This window comes from Amycolatopsis viridis, assembly GCF_011758765.1.
GTDB lineage: Bacteria > Actinomycetota > Actinomycetes > Mycobacteriales > Pseudonocardiaceae > Amycolatopsis_E > Amycolatopsis_E viridis.
The window spans coordinates 5571488-5589281 of record NZ_JAANOU010000001.1; the positions used below are offsets into that span (position 1 = coordinate 5571488).

The 17794-nt window shown below is 70.5% G+C and carries 19 protein-coding genes and 2 tRNA genes; 5 read left to right on the forward strand and 16 right to left on the reverse strand.

Translation table 11 applies throughout. The annotated features are described in order from the left end of the window. Window positions 1-42: 42 nt before the first annotated feature. The 3 genes from FHX46_RS27675 to FHX46_RS29095 all read left to right on the forward strand — a co-directional run bounded on the left by FHX46_RS27675 (window position 43) and on the right by FHX46_RS29095 (window position 2023). On the forward strand, window positions 43-417 hold the full coding sequence (locus FHX46_RS27675) for a helix-turn-helix domain-containing protein (protein ID WP_167120747.1): 375 nt from the start codon (window positions 43-45) through the stop codon (window positions 415-417). Beyond that, on the forward strand, window positions 414-1007 hold the full coding sequence (locus FHX46_RS27680) for an ImmA/IrrE family metallo-endopeptidase (RefSeq protein WP_167120749.1): 594 nt from the start codon (window positions 414-416) through the stop codon (window positions 1005-1007). The genes FHX46_RS27675 and FHX46_RS27680 overlap by 4 nt, the downstream gene beginning before the upstream one ends. A 125-nt stretch (window positions 1008-1132) precedes the next feature. Continuing rightward, on the forward strand, window positions 1133-2023 hold the full coding sequence (locus FHX46_RS29095) for an HNH endonuclease (RefSeq protein ID WP_167120751.1): 891 nt from the start codon (window positions 1133-1135) through the stop codon (window positions 2021-2023). A gap of 5 nt (window positions 2024-2028) precedes the next feature. Here FHX46_RS29095 and FHX46_RS27690 read toward each other — a convergent pair whose 3' ends face one another. The 13 genes from FHX46_RS27690 to FHX46_RS27750 all read right to left on the reverse strand — a co-directional run bounded on the left by FHX46_RS27690 (window position 2029) and on the right by FHX46_RS27750 (window position 13383). Further along, complete coding sequence (locus FHX46_RS27690) at window positions 2029-2529, reverse strand: hypothetical protein (RefSeq protein ID WP_167120752.1); 501 nt, start codon at window positions 2527-2529, stop codon at window positions 2029-2031. Between the two features lie 75 nt (window positions 2530-2604). Next, complete coding sequence (locus FHX46_RS27695) at window positions 2605-3786, reverse strand: CaiB/BaiF CoA transferase family protein (protein WP_167120754.1); 1182 nt, start codon at window positions 3784-3786, stop codon at window positions 2605-2607. Continuing rightward, window positions 3783-4112, reverse strand: coding sequence for a putative quinol monooxygenase (locus FHX46_RS27700; RefSeq protein ID WP_167120756.1), 330 nt, complete (start codon window positions 4110-4112; stop codon window positions 3783-3785). The genes FHX46_RS27695 and FHX46_RS27700 overlap by 4 nt, the downstream gene beginning before the upstream one ends. Window positions 4113-4150: 38 nt before the next feature. Further along, window positions 4151-4840: an SDR family oxidoreductase gene (locus FHX46_RS27705; RefSeq protein WP_167120758.1), complete on the reverse strand. Its 690-nt coding sequence runs from the start codon at window positions 4838-4840 to the stop codon at window positions 4151-4153. 89 nt (window positions 4841-4929) lie between these two features. Next, complete coding sequence (locus FHX46_RS27710; RefSeq protein WP_167120760.1) at window positions 4930-6420, reverse strand: DHA2 family efflux MFS transporter permease subunit; 1491 nt, start codon at window positions 6418-6420, stop codon at window positions 4930-4932. 49 nt (window positions 6421-6469) lie between these two features. Further along, window positions 6470-7504, reverse strand: a complete 1035-nt coding sequence (locus FHX46_RS27715; protein WP_167120762.1) for an LLM class flavin-dependent oxidoreductase — start codon at window positions 7502-7504, stop codon at window positions 6470-6472. Between the two features lie 51 nt (window positions 7505-7555). Beyond that, window positions 7556-8293, reverse strand: a complete 738-nt coding sequence (locus FHX46_RS27720; protein WP_313886263.1) for a lysyl oxidase family protein — start codon at window positions 8291-8293, stop codon at window positions 7556-7558. 100 nt (window positions 8294-8393) lie between these two features. Further along, complete coding sequence (locus tag FHX46_RS27725) at window positions 8394-9071, reverse strand: hypothetical protein (RefSeq protein WP_167120764.1); 678 nt, start codon at window positions 9069-9071, stop codon at window positions 8394-8396. 1 nt (window position 9072) lies between these two features. Next, on the reverse strand, window positions 9073-9837 hold the full coding sequence (locus FHX46_RS27730; RefSeq protein WP_167120766.1) for a cyclase family protein: 765 nt from the start codon (window positions 9835-9837) through the stop codon (window positions 9073-9075). After that, complete coding sequence (gene pdxA, locus FHX46_RS27735) at window positions 9834-10826, reverse strand: 4-hydroxythreonine-4-phosphate dehydrogenase PdxA (protein ID WP_167120768.1); 993 nt, start codon at window positions 10824-10826, stop codon at window positions 9834-9836. Before pdxA ends, FHX46_RS27730 begins: the two co-directional genes overlap by 4 nt. A 2-nt stretch (window positions 10827-10828) precedes the next feature. Further along, window positions 10829-11965, reverse strand: a complete 1137-nt coding sequence (locus FHX46_RS27740; protein WP_167120770.1) for a four-carbon acid sugar kinase family protein — start codon at window positions 11963-11965, stop codon at window positions 10829-10831. 2 nt (window positions 11966-11967) lie between these two features. Further along, a complete protein-coding gene (locus FHX46_RS27745; protein WP_208400319.1) occupies window positions 11968-12336 on the reverse strand; it encodes a cupin domain-containing protein in 369 nt (122 codons plus the stop codon). 132 nt (window positions 12337-12468) lie between these two features. Continuing rightward, window positions 12469-13383: a LysR family transcriptional regulator gene (locus FHX46_RS27750; protein ID WP_167120772.1), complete on the reverse strand. Its 915-nt coding sequence runs from the start codon at window positions 13381-13383 to the stop codon at window positions 12469-12471. A gap of 295 nt (window positions 13384-13678) precedes the next feature. On the opposite strand from FHX46_RS27750, the gene FHX46_RS27755 reads away from it, so the two are divergent. Together FHX46_RS27755 and FHX46_RS27760 are read left to right on the forward strand one after the other, a co-directional pair. Beyond that, window positions 13679-15142 (forward strand): amino acid permease, encoded by a 1464-nt coding sequence (locus tag FHX46_RS27755; protein WP_167120774.1) that lies wholly within the window; start codon window positions 13679-13681, stop codon window positions 15140-15142. Between the two features lie 217 nt (window positions 15143-15359). Next, window positions 15360-15530, forward strand: a complete 171-nt coding sequence (locus FHX46_RS27760) for a hypothetical protein (protein ID WP_243871355.1) — start codon at window positions 15360-15362, stop codon at window positions 15528-15530. Between the two features lie 267 nt (window positions 15531-15797). On the opposite strand, the gene FHX46_RS27765 is transcribed toward FHX46_RS27760, so the two are convergent. The 3 genes from FHX46_RS27765 to FHX46_RS27775 all read right to left on the reverse strand — a co-directional run bounded on the left by FHX46_RS27765 (window position 15798) and on the right by FHX46_RS27775 (window position 17741). Then, window positions 15798-15870 (reverse strand) — tRNA-Arg (locus tag FHX46_RS27765). 42 nt (window positions 15871-15912) lie between these two features. After that, window positions 15913-16002 (reverse strand) — tRNA-Ser (locus FHX46_RS27770). A 62-nt stretch (window positions 16003-16064) separates the two neighbouring features. Then, on the reverse strand, window positions 16065-17741 hold the full coding sequence (locus FHX46_RS27775; RefSeq protein WP_167120776.1) for a phosphatidylglycerol lysyltransferase domain-containing protein: 1677 nt from the start codon (window positions 17739-17741) through the stop codon (window positions 16065-16067). Window positions 17742-17794: the final 53 nt, after the last annotated feature.

The window sequence follows — 17794 nt, forward strand, 5'->3', positions numbered from 1 at the left end:
TTCGGCAACACTGCGACGCGACGAGAGGCGGAGGTGGGCCACATGGGCGGACGACTGGACACGGGCAGGCTGTACGCGGCGCTGGACGCGGAGCGGGAGTCTCGCGGCCTGTCCTGGCGGCAGCTCGCGGCCGAGGCCGGGGTGAGCGCGTCCCTCGTCAGCCGGATGAGCAACGGCCACCGGCCGGACCTGGACGGGTTCATCGCGCTCGTCCAGTGGCTCGGCATGCCCGCCGAGACGTTCATGGTGTGGCCCGAGGGCGAGCCCGACGGGCGGCGCCGGCCCTCGCTCGAAGCGCAGCTCGCGCCGCTGCTCCGGGCCGAGGAAGAACTCAGCGCGGCCGACCAGCAGCACGTGATCGACGTGGTCGGCCTGACCATGCGACACATCCGCGCCAGGCACAAGGAGCCGCAATGACTCTCCGCCGGGGTTTCAAGAAGCAGGCCAGGGAACTCGCCCTGGAGGTCCGCGCCGAGCTGGGCCTGCCGGTCTTCGCGCCGCTGGACCCGTGGGCGCTGGCCGAGCTCTACGGCATCGAGGTGTTCGACCTGTCCAACCCGATCCTGCCGCCGGAATCCGTGCGGTACCTGACCGAGGAGCGCCCGCACGTGTTCTCCGCAGCGCTGGTGCCGCTCCAGCCCAGCGGCGCGGTGATCATCGAGAACCACGTGCACCCCCCGCGCCGCAGGCGGTCCACGATCGCGCACGAGATGGCGCACGTGCTCCTGGAGCACCCGTTCGGCCCCACCCTGACCGACGAAAACGGCTGCCGCTCCGTGGTCGCCGAGATCGAAGAAGAAGCCGCCGAGCTTTCCGGCGAACTCCTGATCCCCACCGACGCCGCGCGCGTGGCCGCGTTCAAGGGCTGGTCGGATCACTCGGTGGCCAACCACTTCCGGGTCAGCGTCGCGATGGCCACGTGGCGCATGAACATGAGCGCCGGCCGCCGGATCGCCGCACGCACACGCGGCAAGGACGAGACGGCCCACTACGCCACACCCGCCTGAGGTTGTCCACAAACCGATCCACAGGTGCCCAAATCTGTGGACAACTCGTCTGTCTACTGAGGACAGCAGCACGTGGCCGGACAGGTGTCGCTCCCACTTGCGGGTTAATTCTGGTAGAAGAACTTGTGGACCTTGAAGCAGAAGTCGACGTCCGGCGTCGGATCATGGCGCGGCTTCGGGAGGCTGTCGACGCTTCGCCGTCGGGGACGTTGAGTCGTCGAGAACTGAGCGCGTTCGCGGTTGACGGACGCGTTTGGCGCCTGCTCGACCAAGGACGCGGCATTCGCAACCCCAAGGACCTGCAGGCCACGCTCACGATCATGACGTCGTTGCACGGGCCGTACGGCGATGAGCCGATGGAAAGCGGCTTGTTCCGGTACCACTACCAGTCGTCGTCCGACGCCGGCGACAACACCAAGCTCAGACGCGCGTGCGAGCTCCAGGTCCCCTTGATCCTCTTCTGGATGTTGGAGCCGGGACTTTACGTGCCCGTGTTCCCGGTGTACGTGGTCGCGGACGACCGGCCGAACCGGGTGTTCCTCATCGCTTTGGACGAAGGACTGCGATTCCTGCCCGATCCGATGGATCCGGGTGAAGCTGCGAAGCGGTACGCTCATCGAATAGCGCGGCGGCGGCTGCACCAGCCCGTCTTCCGTGCGAGCGTGCTACGGGCATACGAAGTGCGCTGCGCGGTGTGTCGACTCCAGCACGGAAACCTGCTCGACGCAGCTCACATCATCCCTGACGGTGCTGATCACGGCGCTCCGATCGTGTCGAACGGGCTCAGCTTGTGCAAGATCCACCACGCCGCCTACGACAACCAGCAACTCGGTATTTCACCGGACTACCGAGTCCACATCGCGCACGACCTGCTCGTCGAGGTGGATGGGCCGATGCTGCGGCACGGACTGCAGGAGATGCACGGTCAACGCATCGGGTTGCCGCCGCGCCCCAAGGAGCGCCCTGACCGCGACCGGCTGGACGAGCGTTACCAACAGTTCCTCCGTGCGTCCTGACGTCGTCAGGCGGCGAGGACGGATTCCTCGCCGAAGAGTTCGGCGACGGCGCGCGCCCGGAGCCGTTCCAGGCGCGTCGCCTGGCTGCGGGCGTTCGCGATCAGCTCGTCGAGGCGGTCGGCGTCCAGGCGTGGGTCCGCGGCGGCCCGCGCGCGCAGGGTTCGCCAGGCGGCGATCTTGCCCTCGACGCCGAGCCGGAGGCCTTCGAGTTCGACCACGCGGCTCAGTGGCGACCGGCTCAGGAGGCGGCCGTTCGGCTTCAGCCTGCCCGCCTTCTCCAGCAGCCGGCCTGCCCAGTGCCCGGTCGGGCGAGCGGCTTCGCCGAGGGTGCGCGTCATCTCGATCAGGGCGTCGCGGTCCTCGGCCATTTCCTCGGCGAGCCGGTCGAGCTTGCCGTTGCCGGCCCAGTCCGCCTCGGCACGCGCGAGCCGCCGGGCCAGTTCGGCGCCGGCCGTGACCACGGCGACGTGATCGTTGAGGTAAATCCCGAGCAACGTGCGACCCATACCGGTGAGTACCCCACGAAGTGGAGATCAATCCAGGTCACTGCCTGCCTGCGAAGCGATCCGGTGGGCGCGCGCTCACACCACCCCGTCGGCACGCAGCCGCGCGATCTCCGCCGGGGCGTGACCCAGCTCGGTGAGGATCGAGTCCGTCTGGCCGCCGACCTCCGGCACCGGGTCCATCCGCGGTTCGACCCCGGCCATGATCACCGGCGGCAGCAGCGCCGCCATTGTCCCGCCGGGGATCGGCACCTCCCGCCACCGGTCGCGCTCCGCGAGCACCGGGTGGTCCAGGAACTCGTGCACCGAGTTCACCCCGGCGTTCGCGACGCCGATGCCGTCCAGCAGCGCCATGATCTTCTCGCTGTCCAGCTCCCGGAACCGGTCCGCCACGATCGCGTTCAGCTCGTCCCGGTGCGCCACGCGCGCGGACCCGGTCGCGAAGCGCGGGTCGTCGGCCAGCTCGGGCCGCTGCAGGAAGTGGGTGCACAGCGCCACCCACTCCGGCTCGTTCTGGATCGAGAACAACACGTCCTTGCCGTCGGCCGCGGTGTAGGCCCCGTATGGCGCGATCGTGGCGTGCTGGGTACCCACCCGCGGCGGCTGGGTGCCGCCGTAGCGCGTGTAGTAGGCGGGCTGCCCCATCCACTCCGACAACGCGTCGAACAGCGACACCTCCACCGGCCGCACCTCGCCGGTCGTGGCCCGCGTGAACAGCGCCGTGAGGATGCCGGAGTAGGCGTACATACCGCCCGCGATGTCGGCCACCGAGATCCCGGCCCGCGCCGCGCCCTCCGGCGTGCCGGTCAGCGACACCAGACCGGTCTGGCACTGCACCAGCAGGTCGTACGCCTTGCGCCCGGCCCACGGGCCGTCCGTGCCGTACCCGCTGATCGTGCACGGGATCAGCTCCGGGTACCGCTCGCCCAGCGCCGCCGGGTCCAGCCCCAGCCGCGCGGCGGCGCCGGTCGCGAGGTTCTGCACGAACACGTCGGCCCCGGCGAGCAGGCGGTCGAGGATCTCGCGGCCGCGCGGGTCCTTCACGTCGAGCGTCAGCGACTCCTTGGAGCGGTTCAGCCAGACGAAGTAGCTGGACTGCCCGTGCACGGTGGTGTCGTAGCGGCGCGCGAAGTCGCCGCCGCGCGGCCGCTCCACCTTGATCACGCGGGCGCCGAGGTCGGCCAGCTGACGCGTGGCGAACGGCGCCGCGACCGCCTGCTCCAGGCTGACGACGGTGATCCCGGCGAGCGGCCGGTTCACAACGCGCCCAGCTGCGGGTCCCCGTCCGGCAGCGGCGTCAGGATCTGCAGGTCCATCGGCTTGGCGAGCAGCCCGTCCAGCGTCTTGCCCAGCTCGGCGAGCGCGGGGCCCTTGCCGTGCACGCGCAGCGCCTGGCCGGAGGCCCACTTCTCCACCATCACGAACGTCGTCGGCGAGCTGGAAGCGCGGTGCAGCGCGTAGCGTTCGCACCCCGGCTCGGCGTGCACCGCCCGCACCGCGGTGCGCAGCGCCTCCTCGACCTGGGATTCCTTGCCGTCGGCGGCCTCGAGGGTGGCGATCACGACGACGACATCGTTCTGGTTCATGCCGTCATACCACCGGATACCCGGGTGCGACCGCAAGGTCAGGGCCGCCACTCCGGTTCGATCACCAGCTCGGTGAGGTGCGTGTCGCCGGGTGCTGCCAGCACGGACCGCACCGCGTCCGCGACCGACCCGGGATTGAGGTACCGCTCGGGTTCGTAGCGGCCGCCCTCCATGCGGCGCACCGACTGCTGCATCGGTGTGGCGACCCGGCCGGGGTAGATGCTGGTGACGCGCACACCGTTGGGCAGTTCTTCGCGGTGCAGCGCCTCCGCGAACACCCGCAGCGCCGTCTTGCTCGCGGCGTAGGCGACCCGGTTGGCCGGCGGGCCGAGGGCGGCGGTGGAGTTCACCAGGATCACCCGGCCGCGTGCGGCGCGCAGCGCGGGCAGCAGCGACTGGGTCAGCCCGGCCACGCCGAACAGGTTGACCGCGAACAGTTCGCGCCACGCCGTGGGATCGGTTTCCGATACCGAGCCCAGTTGGAAAACCCCCGCGCAATGCACCAAGACGTCGACCGACGACAATTCCGGCGGCTTATCTGGAATGTCTGAATTCGCGAGATCAACAATCCAGCAATGCGCATCGGGCAGAGTTCCAGCACTTTCCTTGAGGGCGGTCTCGTCACGCCCGACCAGCCACAACGCGTACCGTTCGGCCAGCGCAGCAGCAACCTCGGCGCCGATTCCACCGGTCGCTCCGACCACCACCGCGTTTTCTCTGCCACTCATCGACGATGACGATAAACGGCGAAAAACTGCCCGTCCACGGACGAACGGGCACGATCGTGGAAATATTCAGCAGCCGGCGCGGCCACGCCTCAGGGATCGGTGGGCTCGCGGCATTCCGCCGGGTGCAGCGGCGGGGCACCCACCGCGCAGTGGACGTGCACCGGGCTCGGCGCCGCCGGCTTCGGACGGCCCGGGACGAACGCGAACGCGACCACGCCACCGGCGACGAGCATTCCCGCGCACACCAGCATCGCGGTGCGGTAGGCGGGCGCGAGGGCCACCGGATCGGTCAGGCTGCCGCTGCCGATCCCCGCGACCAGCGGCAGCACCGCGACGGCCAGCAGCCCGGCCGTGCGTGCGATGGCGTTGTTCGCGCCGCTGGCCACCCCGGCGTACCGGTCGTCCAGGGCGCCGAGCGCGGTCGCGGTGAGCGGCGCCACCGTGAGGGACAGCCCGAGCCCGAGCACCACCACCGCGGGTAGCACCTCGGTCAGGTAGGACGGGCTCGCCGAGATCCGGGACAGCAGCACGAGCGCCACCGCGCACACGAGCGGTCCGGCGGTCATCGGCAGCCGCGGCCCGGTCCGCTGCCCCAGCGCGCCGGCCCGCGCCGACAGCAGCAGCATCAGCGCGGTCACCGGCAGCATCGCCGACCCGGCGGCCACCGGCGAGAACCCGCCGACGACCTGCAGGTTCAGCACCACGAGGAAGAACACCCCGCCCAGCGCCGCGTACACCGCGAAGGTCACCAGGTTCGCCGCGGTGAACTGGCGGGACGCGAACACGCCGAGCGGGAGCATCGGGTGCGGCGAGCGCCGCTCGGCCAGCACGAACGCGACGATCCCGGCGATGCCGATGGCCAGCGCGATCAGCACGGACGGCGCGCCCGGTCCGAGCGACGGCCACGCGGTGAACCCGTAGCTCAGCCCGGCCAGCCCGAGGGCGCCCATGGCCGCGCCGGTGAAGTCCAGTTGCCGTGCGGCGCCGGGGTCGCGGGTCTCCGGCACGTGTTTCAGCGCGACCAGGACGACGGTCGCCGCGAGCGGCACGTTGATCAGGAACACCAGCCGCCAGCTGGCCACTTCGACCAGCCATCCGCCGAGGAACGGGCCGAGCGCGCCGGCGATGCCGCCCAGCCCGGACCACGCGCCGATCGCCTTCGCCCGGTCGTCGGGGTGGAACGACGCCTCCAGGATCGCCAGCGACCCGGGCGCGAGCAGCGCGCCGCCCACGCCCTGCAGGACGCGGGCGGCGATCAACGTCCAGATGTCCGGCGCGAGGCCGCAGAGCAGCGACGCGATCGAGAACCAGGCGACGCCGATGGTGAAGATGCGACGCCGGCCGAAGCGGTCGCCCAGCGAGCCGCCGAGCAGGATGAGCGCGGCGAGGCTCAGGGTGTAGCCGTTGATCGTCCACTGGAGACCGGCGGTGCCGGCCCCGAGCGAGGTGCCGATCCGCGGGAGCGCGATGTTGACGACCGTCGCGTCGAGGAACGTCAGACCGGACCCGAGCACGGTCGCGAACAGCACCCACCGTCCGCCGGCCTGGCCGTAGCGGAGTGCGGGTTCGGTGGCCGTCACGCCGTCCGATCGTGCTGGGTGCGGGCCCGGCGCGCAACCGCCCGGGACATCAGTCGCCGAACTCGGCCCGGACCTGGGGCAGCACCTCGGTGCCGAGGAGTTCGATGGCCGTCATGACCCGGTCGTGCGGGACTCCCGACCAGTCCATGTTCATCGCGTACCGGTCGGCGCCGACCAGTTTGCCCACGGTGATCAGACGGTCGGCGACCTCGTTGGGGCTGCCGGTGAACAACGCCGTCGCGCCGTCGGTGTAGGTGTCGTACTCCGCGCGGGTCGGCACCGGCCACCCACGTGCCCGGGCGCCGTACTTCATCGTCTGCAGCCAGTACGGGTAGTACGCGTCCTTCGCGTCCTGCGACTTCCGCGCGATCAGCCCGATCGCACCCATCGTCACGTGCTGCGTGGCCGGGTCGTTGCCCGACACCTCGCTCGCGCGGCGGTACAGCTCGACCAGCGGCGCAAACCGCTCCGGACGGCCGCCGATGATCGCGTACACGACCGGCAACCCGAGCGCGCCGGCCCGGATCGAGGAGTCCTGGTTGCCGCCGGTGCCCACCGAGATGCGCAGGTGCTCGCCGTAGGGGCGGGGCAGTACCCGGGCGTCCCGCAGTGGCGCCCGGAACTTGCCGGACCAGGTCACCGGATCGTTCCGGTCCAGGGTCAGCAGCAGCTCGAGCTTCTCGTCGAACAGCGCGTCGTAGTCGTCGAGGCTCGCGCCGTAGAGCGGGAACGACTCGATGAACGAGCCGCGGCCGACGAGCAACTCCGCCCGGCCGCCGCTGAGCTGGTCGAGGGTGGTGAACTGCTGGTACAGCCGCACCGGGTCCTCGGTGCTCAGCACGGACACCGCGGTGGACAGTGTGATGTGCTCGGTCACGCTCGCCGCGGCCGCGAGCACCGTGGCAGGGTTGGAGATGGCGTAGGAGTCCAGGTGGTGCTCGCCGACGCCGTAGAACCCGAGCCCCAGCTGGTCGGCTAGCTTGATCCGTTCCAGTGTGTTGCGCAGCGCGGTCGAGACCGGCAGCTGGACACCGGTGTTCGGGTCGGGCGGGCGGTCGCCGAAGCTGTAGATGCCGAGTTCCACGGACTCACGGTATCCAGCTTTGGATGACGCGTCAACCAAATGCCGGAGTGATCACGCCGACGGGCCGCGGCCGACCACCCGTACCTTCGCCCGGGTCACGTCGAGGTCCACCCAGGTGGCGTTGTTGGTGCGGTCGCTCTCCACGAACAGGCCCTGCGCGTCGGCGGTGGCGAGGAGCCGGTAACGGCCGTCGGGCAGGTTGGTGATGTCGATGAACTGGTCCGGCAGCGTCCACGCGTACCGGTCGGCCCAGCCGACGGACAGGCCCATCGTCACGGTGAGCGAGTCCCGCTTGCCGCACCCGGTCTCCGGGTACACTTTGGACTTCGGCGTACCCGGCACCGAGCGGCGGTAGACGAGGGTGTCGTAGAAGCAGAAGCCACCCTTCGCCGCGACCCCGGCCGTGCCGCCGTGGTCGAGGCTGACGACCTGGTAGCTCTCCAGGTCCCGCACGTGCCAGTGGTCGTGACCGTCCCCGCCGTACACCAGTCCGGCGGGCACCGGGACGTCGGTCCGCGCCCCGTCCGCGCGCGTCACCTGCTGAACGACGCGGAACGGCGCGTCCGGCGCCGTCCGGGTGGCCACGATCTCGAACGGACCGTGCCCGACGTTGACGATCGTGGCCGAAAACCGGAGCTGCCGCTGGCCGGACGGGGTCGTGGCGACCTTGAGATCGGTCAGCGGCGCCATGCCGAGGTCGGGCCGCGCCTCCGCGGCCGCACCGGCCGTCCCGGGCAGCTGGGCGAACAGGACGGCGGCCACGGCCACCGGGGCGAATCGACGGAACACCTTGCCTCCGAGGAAGATCAGTGAGCGCCGACCATAGCGACCCGGCACCCCCGCCGACCCCGCCCGCCGCAGCGAATCCCACTATCGGGGCGGCGTGGGATCAGATCGACGCCGCCGCGGTCGCGTCGATGATGTCGGCGAGCTGGCCCCGGAGAGTGCCCTTGCGCGGGTTGTAGGCCCCGGAGAGCGCGGCCTGCCCGATGGTGAACCCGTCCGCGCCGGCCTGTGCCAGAGCAGCGATCTGTTCGGCGTTGGTGATGCTGCCGGCGACGACGAGGTGGCCGCTGCCGGCCTTGCGGGCGGCGCGGACGAGCTCGAGCGGATCGGCTTCGGAGGCGCGGTAGGCGAGCAGATCGACACCGGCGGCACCGGCGGCCTCGAAGCGCGCGGTCTGCTCGGCGATCTGCTCGGGGCTGCCGCCGAGTGTGGTGGGGTGTCCGACGGGGGTGCCGGGGAACGGGAGGTAGCGGGTGTTGCTGCCGTCGAGGATATCGAGGGTCTGCTCGACCCAGGTGCCGCCCATCAGCCAGTCCACCCCGAGGTCGCGGCCGATGCGTGCGGAGTCGAGGGCGGATTGCTGGGTGGTGCTGACGACCTCGAGGTAGGTTTCCGCGTTGATGGCGCGGAGGGCGTCGTGCAGCTTGGTGAGCGTGGGCAGGTCGACGCCGATGTCTTTGAAGCCGATGTGCTTGAGGGGCAGGTCGGCGATGTCGTCGACGATGTCGAGGGCGTCGGTGACGGTCTGGTCGTCGCGGGTGAGCATGAAGATGAAGTCCATGTCAGTCCTTCTGGTGAATGGCGAAGACGCGGGCGGGGAACCCGGATCCGTGGAGGGCCTTCGGCCAGGTGGCGATGATCAGCGCTCCGGTCTCGGGGAGCTGGTCGAGGTTGGCGAGCAGTTCGATCTGGTAGTGGTCGGTGCCCAGCACGTACCGTTCCAGCGAGGAGTCACCTCGGCTGACGGCCAGGCCGGGGTCGGTGTCGGTGGTCTCGTGCCCGCAGGCGGTGACACCGCGGTGTTCGAACAGGGTTTCCAGGACGCTGCGGCTCCATCCGGGGAAGTGGCAGACCCCGTCCGCGTCGGCGTTGAGCATCAGCTGCTGCGACGGCCACCGCGCCGACCACCCGGTGCGCAACGCCACGAACGATCCCGCCGGAACCCGGCCGTTGCGGGACTCCCAGTCCGCCAGGTCCGCGTCGCTCACGACGTAATCCGGGTCCCGCCCGGCCTGCGCGGTGATGTCGAGGACCACCAGGGGCAGGATCATCTCCTCGACCGGGATCTCGTCCTGGTGACGCAGGCCGGGCACGAAGTGCGCGGGTGGGTCGACGTGGGTGCCCCACTGTCCGACGTGCCGGTACTCGTGGCTGAGGAACCCGGTGAGGGATCCGTCGGCCGCCTGCCCGATCGAGGACACCACGGTGCGGGACTCGGGTTCGAAGGCGGGACTGTGCGGGATGGCGTCGTGGAAGGTGTGGGTGAGGTCGACCCAGGTCGCGGCGCGCAGGGCGGCCAGTGCCTGTGCCAGGGGCGCGAGCGTCATGATTCCGCCGGCGCGGGCTGCCCCACCATCAGCAGCGCCTGGTCCAGCGCGACCCGCAGGCTGCGGTGGTCCGCGATGCCCTTGCCGACGATGTCGAACGCGGTGCCGTGGTCGACGCTGGTGCGCACGAACGGCAGCCCGATGGTCACGTTGACGCCCTTCTCCAGCCCGAGGTACTTGAACGGGATGAGGCCCTGGTCGTGGTACTGGGCGACGACCACGTCGAAACCGCCGGTGCGGGCGCGGAGGAACACCGTGTCGGGCGGGAACGGGCCGGACACGTCGAACCCTTCGGCCCGTGCGCGGTCGACGGCCGGGCGGATCGTGTCGATCTCCTCGCTACCGAGCACACCGTTCTCGCCGGCGTGCGGGTTCAACCCGGCCACCCCGATCCGCGGCCGCGCCCCGAGCGAGGGGCGCAGCGCGGCATCGGCGAGGCGGATCACCCGGAGGATCGAGTCCTCGTCGATCCGGGCGATGGCGTCCTTCAGCGGCTCGTGGATCGTCACCAGCACGACGCGCAGGTCCTCGCTGGCCATCATCATCGTGTAGTCGTCCGTGCCGCTGAGCTCGGCGAGGATCTCGGTGTGCCCCGGGTACGGCAGACCCGCCAGCCGCAGCGATTCCTTGTTGAGCGGGGCGGTGACGATCGCGTCGATCTGCCCGTCCATCGCGTACCCGATCGCCGCCGCCACCGCGTCGTAGGCGGCCTGTCCCGCTTCCGCACCGGCCACACCGACCGGCAGGTCGGCACCGACCGCGCTGGTGGCGATCACCGGGAGCACTCCCGGCGCGGTCCCGGCGTCCGCCGGAGAGCTGACCTCCTGAAGGGTGATGTCGAGCTTCAGCTGGTCACGGGTCCGGGCGAGGACGCCGGCGTCACCGAGCACGACGAGGGGAACCGTGTCGCGCACCTCCGCGGCGAGCTTCAGCACGATCTCGGCGCCGATCCCGGCGGGATCGCCCATGGTGATCGCGATGGGTTTCATGGTTACTCCTGACCGATGTGTGAGGTGAGCAGGCGGTGGAGGCGGACGAAGGTGCCCGGGTCGCCGAACCCGCCCGCTTTCACGAGAACGGGGAACCGGTCCGGCCCGGTGGTGGCCGCCGCGACGACCCCCGGCTCCGGTTCGGCGAGCAGGTCCAGCGCGCCGATCCGGAGGGCGTCGAGCATCGCGCGGGCCGTCGCGCCGCCGGTGACGATGACCGCGTCGAACAGACCCGCCCGTCGTGCTGCGACGACCGCTCGCGACAACCGTGCCGCAGCATCGTCCACAGTGGACCCGACAGTCAGGTCCGTCAGACCGGCTACGCCGGTCCGGGCGAACGTGGTGCCCAGGGCGGCGAGGACGTCGTCGACCGGTCTGCCCGCATCCGCGATGCCGGCGCCGGGCAGGAGCTGGTCGAGCTGGGCGAGACTGGCCCGGTTCCGGCTGCCCACGACCACCAGCACGCGTTGTGCGCGCGGCCAGGTCGACGGGAACGTAGGAGCCGGTGCCGTGGTCACCGCGCGGGCCAGTGCCGCGGCGATGCCCGGCGACCCCACCCACAGCACGTCCTCGAGGGCTGCTCCGTGGACGATCCGGTCCAGGTCGGCGTCGGTGGCCGCGTCGGCGAACACGATCCGGTGCGTGGTCGGATCCCCCGGCGTCCACGGCGCGGCCCCGGGCAGCAGGGTCGCCAGCGAGCTCGAGCGCACGGGATGGGTCGGGTCAGCGGCGAACCCGGTTTCGTGGACCGGGACACCGTCCAGCAGTTGCACGCCACCGACGGTGGTGCGACCACCTGCCGGGAACGCGGGGGCGATGATCGCGACCCGTCTGCCGCTGGCTGCGAGCGCGGTCTGCACCTCGTCCCGGATGTTGCCGCGCAGCGTCGAATCGACGGTCTTGTACAGCACCCGCCGGTTGCGCACCGCACGCACCGCGGCGGTGGTGAGCTGCGCAGCGACGGCGGCTGGGCGACGGCGGCTGTCCGTGTCGATCGCGACCACTTCCGGGCCACCGTCCACCTGCGCACGGGCGGGGTCGAGCAGGACGGTCGCGCGCAAGCCCGCGGCGAGGAACGGCGCGGCGCCGTCAGCCGCGGACGTGAGATCGTCCGCGATGACCGCGACGTCGTGGCTCACGATCAGCCCAGGCGGTCGAGGTTGCGCACCGTGCGCGCGTCATCCACCGCATCGCCCGTGTTCAGGGTCGTCGCCGGTTCCATCAGCACGACCTGCGCGGTCGGCAGCGCCACCGGCCGGTGTTCCACGCCGTGCGGGATCACGACGAGCTCGCCGGGCGAGAGCTCGACGGCGCCGTCGCGAAGGTCGATCCGCAGCTTGCCGTCGACCACGAGGAACAGCTCGTCCTCCTGATCGTGGCTGTGCCACACGAACTCACCCTCGAACTTCGCCAGCTTCACCTGCATGTCGTGCAGATCGGCGGCGACCTTCGGACTCCAGGTGTCGGTGAAACTCGCGAACGCGTCCGCGAGCACGACCTTGTTCAGCATCGACTGACTCCCTATCTGTGACTACACCTCAACGATCGGCCATCGAATGTCCTGCGTCCAGCACAAGATTCGCACAAACCTGTGAGTGGAGCGCACATATTCCAGGCGGGGGACCGGCCGCCGCCGCAGGCCTCAGGCGGACTTCCCCGCTCGCTCGTGGGGGCCGGGCAGGGTCGCGGACGCGTTCTCGCGCAGCCAGCGGTACACGGTCCCGACCCGCGGGTCGGTCGCACCCGACCGCGTGAGCAGCACGTACTGGGTGCCGTCCTCGACGAACCCGAGGGGCGCGACGAGGCGTCCCGAATCGAGATCGTTCGCGACGAGCGGATACGGTCCGATCGCGACTCCCAGCCCCGCGGAGGCGGCCTCCAAACTGAGGTAGAAGTGCTCGAAGGTCTGCACCGGAGCGGGCGGCACCACGGTCCCGGCAAGGCGCGCCCAGGTGTCCCAGGCGACCGGGCGGGTGGCGGACACCAGCCGCGGCAGCCCGGCCAGGTCGGCGGCTTCGCGGATGTGCGCGGCGAGCTCCGGGGTGCAGACGGGGCCGATCCACTCGTGGAACAGGGGCAGCGCTTCCACGCCGGGGTCGAGGTCGAAGTCGTTGCGGCGGATCGCGACATCGACGCCCGCGCGGCGCAGGTCGATGGCACCGCCGGCGGCGGACAGATGCACGTCCAGACCCGGGTGCGCCCCGGTGAGCGAGCCGAGCCGCGGCAGCAGCCATCGCATCATCAACGTCGGCTCACAGGAGAGCACGAAGGGATGCGGCTGGGTGCTCGACCGCGCCTGCCGGGCGGCCGCGGCGAGCCGCCCCAGCGCGTCCACGACCTGCCGGTTCAGCTCCACCGCGACGGGGGTGGGGACCAGCACGCGTCCGTCGCGGCGGAACAGTTCCACGCCGAGGGCGTGCTCCAGCGACTTCAGCTGGCGGCTGACGGCGCCGTGGGTGACGTGCAGCTCGGCAGCCGCCTTGGTCAGGCTGCCCAGCCGCATCGTCGCCTCGAACGGCACCAGCGTGTTCATCGGCGGCAGATCGGTCCAGCTCATGTGCGCAATACTCACACGTTCTTGCGCAACTTGTGCTTGTCGCGGCAGGACTGGCCGCTCAATCTAGGAAAACCACTCAGATTTTCCTGGCGGTTTGCCACCGTCGCTATGCTGGCCGGCGGCCGTGCCCCTCGGCACGCGGTTCGGACACTGACCCCGAGCTCCGAAGGGTGCTACGGCCCTCGTTGTTGTCGGCCGCTTCCCCAACCCCGTGCGGCCGTTCAGGGGCGGTGCTTCGACGCCGCCGGCGAGGTGGAGCACGACACGATCGCGCACACGCGCAGTAAGGACGACGATGACTCAGCACAACGTAGTGCCAGAAACCGCGGCAGCCGATGAACACGGCTACCGCCGGCACCTCAAGCCTCGCCAGATCGCGATGATCGGCCTCGGTGGCGCGATCGGCACCGGCCTGTTCCTGGGTTCCGGGGGTCGTCTGCACCAGGCCGGGCCCGCGCTGGCCATCTCCTACGTCATCTGCGGTGTCTTCGCGTTCCTGGTGCTGCGCGCCCTGGGTGAGCTGGTCTCGCACCGGCCGTCCTCGGGCTCGTTCGTCTCCTACACCCGGGAGTTCTTCGGGGAGAAGTGGGCGTTCGCCGTCGGCTGGACGTACTGGCTGAACTGGGTGGTGGTCACCATCATCGACTCCACCGCGGTGGCCCTCTACCTGTCGTTCTTCGGTAAGTACGTGTCCTGGATGGCGGACGTCCCGCAGTGGTGCTACGCCCTCGCCGTCGTCGCCGTCGTGGTGCTGCTGAACCTGATCTCGGTCAAGGTGTTCGGCGAGCTCGAGTTCTGGTTCTCGCTGATCAAGGTCGCCGCGCTCGTCGTCTTCATGGTCGTCGGCATCGTGGTGATCTTCACCGGCACCCCCGTCGACGGCCACACCCCGGGTTTCAGCGTCCTCGCCGGCAACGGCGGCTTCTTCCCCGTCGGCATCGTCCCCGCCCTCGTCCTCATCCAGGGCGTCGTCTTCGCCTACGGGTCGATCGAACTGATCGGCACCGCCTCCGGGGAGGCGCAGAACCCGGAGAAGACGATGCCGAAGGCGGTCAACGCGGTCGTTCTCCGCATCGCGGTGTTCTACGTCGGCTCGATCATCCTGCTGTCGCTGCTGATGCCGTACCAGTCGTACGCCGCCGGCACCTCCGCGTTCGTCACGTTCTTCGGCGCGATCGGCGTGGACGGCGCCGACGCCATCATGAACATGGTCGTGCTCACCGCTGCCCTGTCCTCCCTCAACGCCGGCCTCTACTCGACGGGCCGGATCATGCGTTCCCTCGCCGCACGCGGGTCCGCGCCGAAGTTCACCGTCCGGATGACCCGGTCCGGGGTGCCCTGGGGCGGGTTGCTGATGACCGCCGGTGCGGGACTGGCCGGCGCGTTCCTCAACTACGTGGTCCCGTCCGAGGCGTTCGAGATCGCCCTGAACGTCGACGCGATCATCCTGCTGCTGACCTGGACGGCGATCATCGCCTGCCAGATCCGGCTCCGCTCCCGCGCCAAGCGGGGGCTGCTGCCCACCCCGGCGTTCCGGATGCCGGGGGCTCCGGTGACGGCTTGGGCCACCCTGGCGTTCTTCGCCGTCGTGATCGGGCTGATGTTCTTCGACACCAGCGGGATCGGCCGACCCACCGTGTTGTGGTCGCTTCTCCTGATCCCGGCCCTCGTCGGCGGCTGGTACCTCGCACGCCCGCACGTCGCGCGCAACGCCGCCAAGCGCGCCGAGACCGGCGCCGACACCGTCACCATCCCCTAGACGAACAAGCCCCCGGTCGGCGTTTCTCGCGTGCCGGAGCCGACCGGGGGCGTCGCCGATTGGTTCTCGGTTCGACCCGGTCACGACCTCCGGAAGACCGCCGCCACCGGCGCCGGACAGCAGAAAACCCGCCGTCTCCGGCGGGTTTTCTGTACTGCTGTCCCAACCAGACGCGCGACTTCTCGAAGTGTTCGCGATTACTTGCGCGAACATCTGCATGAGCGCTTTGGCCGAACGGAGCGACCACGACCTGCCCCTCGGCACGAGCGACGCGTCCGTGATCGCCCTGGCGGGGCGCTTGGGCGTGGACGAGATCGCAACGCTGGACTTGCGGCACTTCACGGTGGTCCGGCACCGGCACGTCAAGGCCTTTCAACTGCTCGCCTGAGCGGTCTGAGGGGCAGGTCATGTGGGCCTGGCTGGGCGGCGCTTACACCGTTCTTGCCTGATCGGATGCGCCGGTTTCGTCGCGCTGTTCGCGCAGGACGAGCACAGATCCAAGAACGCTTACCGCGTACTCCGCCTGGTGCTGACCTCCCTGATGTGGGCAAGGTGTGGTGTTGATCATCAGCGGCCTCAGCGGGCCCACGACCCCAGAAAGCAGAAAACCCGCTGTCTCCAGCGGGTCCTCTGGTCTTGCTGTCTCAACCAGACGCGCGCCCGAAGGGATTCGAACCCCTAACCTTCTGATCCGTAGTCAGATGCTCTATCCGTTGAGCTACGGGCGCTTGTTCAGTTTTCACTTTAGCACTCGGGTTCCGAGTGCCTTGCGGAGGCTCCGGGATTTGAACCCGGGAGGGGGGGTTACCCCCAACCGCATTAGCAGTGCGGCGCCATAGACCAGACTAGGCGAAGCCTCCCGGATCACGACCACTGCCGACATAGCGTACACAGCCCCGAAACCGGCGCGCAAAGACCCCCCTCATCGCCGCAGCAGCCGCCGCAACCAGGGGGAACGTCCGGCGAGCCCCTCGGCCTCGAAGACGGCCACCCCGACGCGCGGGAGTTCGCGGACGCCGGGGTAGACCAGGTAGCGCGGCACCCACCGCGGCTGGAACTTCGCGTTGAACCGGTACAGCGTCTCGATCTGGATCCAGTGTGACATCCATCCCAGGAACTTCGCCGACGCGCGCGCCACCGGGCCGGCGCCGATCCGCCTGCCCTGCTCGAGCAGCTTCCGGAACGCGGCGAAGTTCAGCGAGACGTACTTGACGCCGTGGTCGCGGGCGGCGAGCAGCAGTTCGGAGATCATCAGCTCGTTGATGCCGTTGTCCGCGGCCCGGTCGCGGCGCATCACGTCCAGGGACAGGCCCTCGGTCCCCCACGGCACGAACTGCAGCAGCCCGCGCACCACGCCGTCCTGCTCCGCCGTCACCAGCACCGAGCCCGGGTCGCCCATCCGCCCGAGCGCCATCGAGAACCCGCGCTCGCCGTCGCTCCCGCGCCACTTCGCCGCCAGCGAGTCCAGCTCGGCGAGCTCGCCCGCGGTCAGCTCTTCCGCGCGCCGCACGCGGACGCGGTAGCCGGCCCGCTTGGTCTTCGCGACCGCCTGGCGCACCCCGCGCATCACGCGCCCCTCGAGGGTGAACGTGTCGGCGTCCACCACGGCCTCGTCGCCGATCTCCAGCACGTCGAGGTCGTACCGGGCCCACGCGGTCGCGCCCAGCTCGGAACACCCCATCGCCGCGGGGACCCACCCGTGGCGGCGGCACACCGCGAGGAACTCCTCGATCGCGCCCGGCCACGCCTCGTTGTCGCCCAGCGGGTCGGCGGAGGCGACGGCCGCGCCGGCGATCACCCGGTAGGTCACGGCCGCCTTGCCGGTCTTGGAGAAGACCACGAACTTGTCGTCACGCAACGCGAAGTAGCCCAGGGAATCGCGGGCGCCGTGCCGGTCCAGCAGTGCCTTCAACCGCTGCTTCTCGTCCTCGCTCAGGTGCGGCGCGGGCTCGGCCGAGCGGAGCAGGAAGTACGCCGCGAGCAGCACCGCGCCCAGCCCGAAGAGCAACCCGACGGTGGCGGTCAGGTCGTCCATCCACTCCACGTGGAACACCGCCGGGCCACTGACCCCGAACAACGCGAGGGCGGCGTCGGCCAGCCGGTCCGGGAACGGCAGCGGGTCCATCACGCGTGCCGGGGCCACCGACAGCAGGGCGACGTTGATCAGGAACCCGGCCACGAGCAGCTGCAGGAACACGCGCAGCGCGACCCACTTGCCGGTCACGGGGTCGGGCAGCGCCACGAAGTGCCGCCGGTTCAGGACCAGGGTCACCGCGAGCGCGACCGCCACCAAGCCCGCGCCGAACACGTGCTGCATGCCGAGGTGCGAGACCGCCAGGACGACGCTCGCGGCCAGCGCGAGCTGCCAGGCCCGGCGCTTGCGGCGCCGCAACCCGGAGGCGAGCAGGATGAGCAGGACGCCCACGACCAGCACGACGGCGGCGGCCGCGGTCGTGGCGTCCTGCGGCAGCCCGAGCCACTCGGCCACGTGCCCCCGCATGCCGCGACGGGCGGTCGGCAGGACGACCGAGATCACCGCCAGCAGCCCGACGAGCCTGGTCACCCAGGTGATCGCGAACACCGATGCGGCTCCGGTCACGCGCCACACCGCCGGCCGCTCCCCCGTCAACGTCCTCCCGGACACCCTGCCCC

Coding starts and splice junctions, on each gene's coding strand:
- FHX46_RS27750 (WP_167120772.1), bottom strand. CDS start 13,383: ATGAGCTGGACCGATCTGCCGCCGATGAACACGCTGGTGCCGTTCGAG.
- FHX46_RS27680 (WP_167120749.1), top strand. CDS start 414: ATGACTCTCCGCCGGGGTTTCAAGAAGCAGGCCAGGGAACTCGCCCTG.
- FHX46_RS27690 (WP_167120752.1), bottom strand. CDS start 2,529: ATGGGTCGCACGTTGCTCGGGATTTACCTCAACGATCACGTCGCCGTG.
- FHX46_RS27700 (WP_167120756.1), bottom strand. CDS start 4,112: ATGAACCAGAACGATGTCGTCGTCGTGATCGCCACCCTCGAGGCCGCC.
- FHX46_RS27725 (WP_167120764.1), bottom strand. CDS start 9,071: ATGGACTTCATCTTCATGCTCACCCGCGACGACCAGACCGTCACCGAC.
- FHX46_RS27745 (WP_208400319.1), bottom strand. CDS start 12,336: ATGCTGAACAAGGTCGTGCTCGCGGACGCGTTCGCGAGTTTCACCGAC.
- FHX46_RS27755 (WP_167120774.1), top strand. CDS start 13,679: ATGACTCAGCACAACGTAGTGCCAGAAACCGCGGCAGCCGATGAACAC.
- FHX46_RS27760 (WP_243871355.1), top strand. CDS start 15,360: ATGAGCGCTTTGGCCGAACGGAGCGACCACGACCTGCCCCTCGGCACG.
- FHX46_RS27675 (WP_167120747.1), top strand. CDS start 43: ATGGGCGGACGACTGGACACGGGCAGGCTGTACGCGGCGCTGGACGCG.
- FHX46_RS27705 (WP_167120758.1), bottom strand. CDS start 4,840: ATGAGTGGCAGAGAAAACGCGGTGGTGGTCGGAGCGACCGGTGGAATC.
- FHX46_RS27730 (WP_167120766.1), bottom strand. CDS start 9,837: ATGACGCTCGCGCCCCTGGCACAGGCACTGGCCGCCCTGCGCGCCGCG.
- pdxA (WP_167120768.1), bottom strand. CDS start 10,826: ATGAAACCCATCGCGATCACCATGGGCGATCCCGCCGGGATCGGCGCC.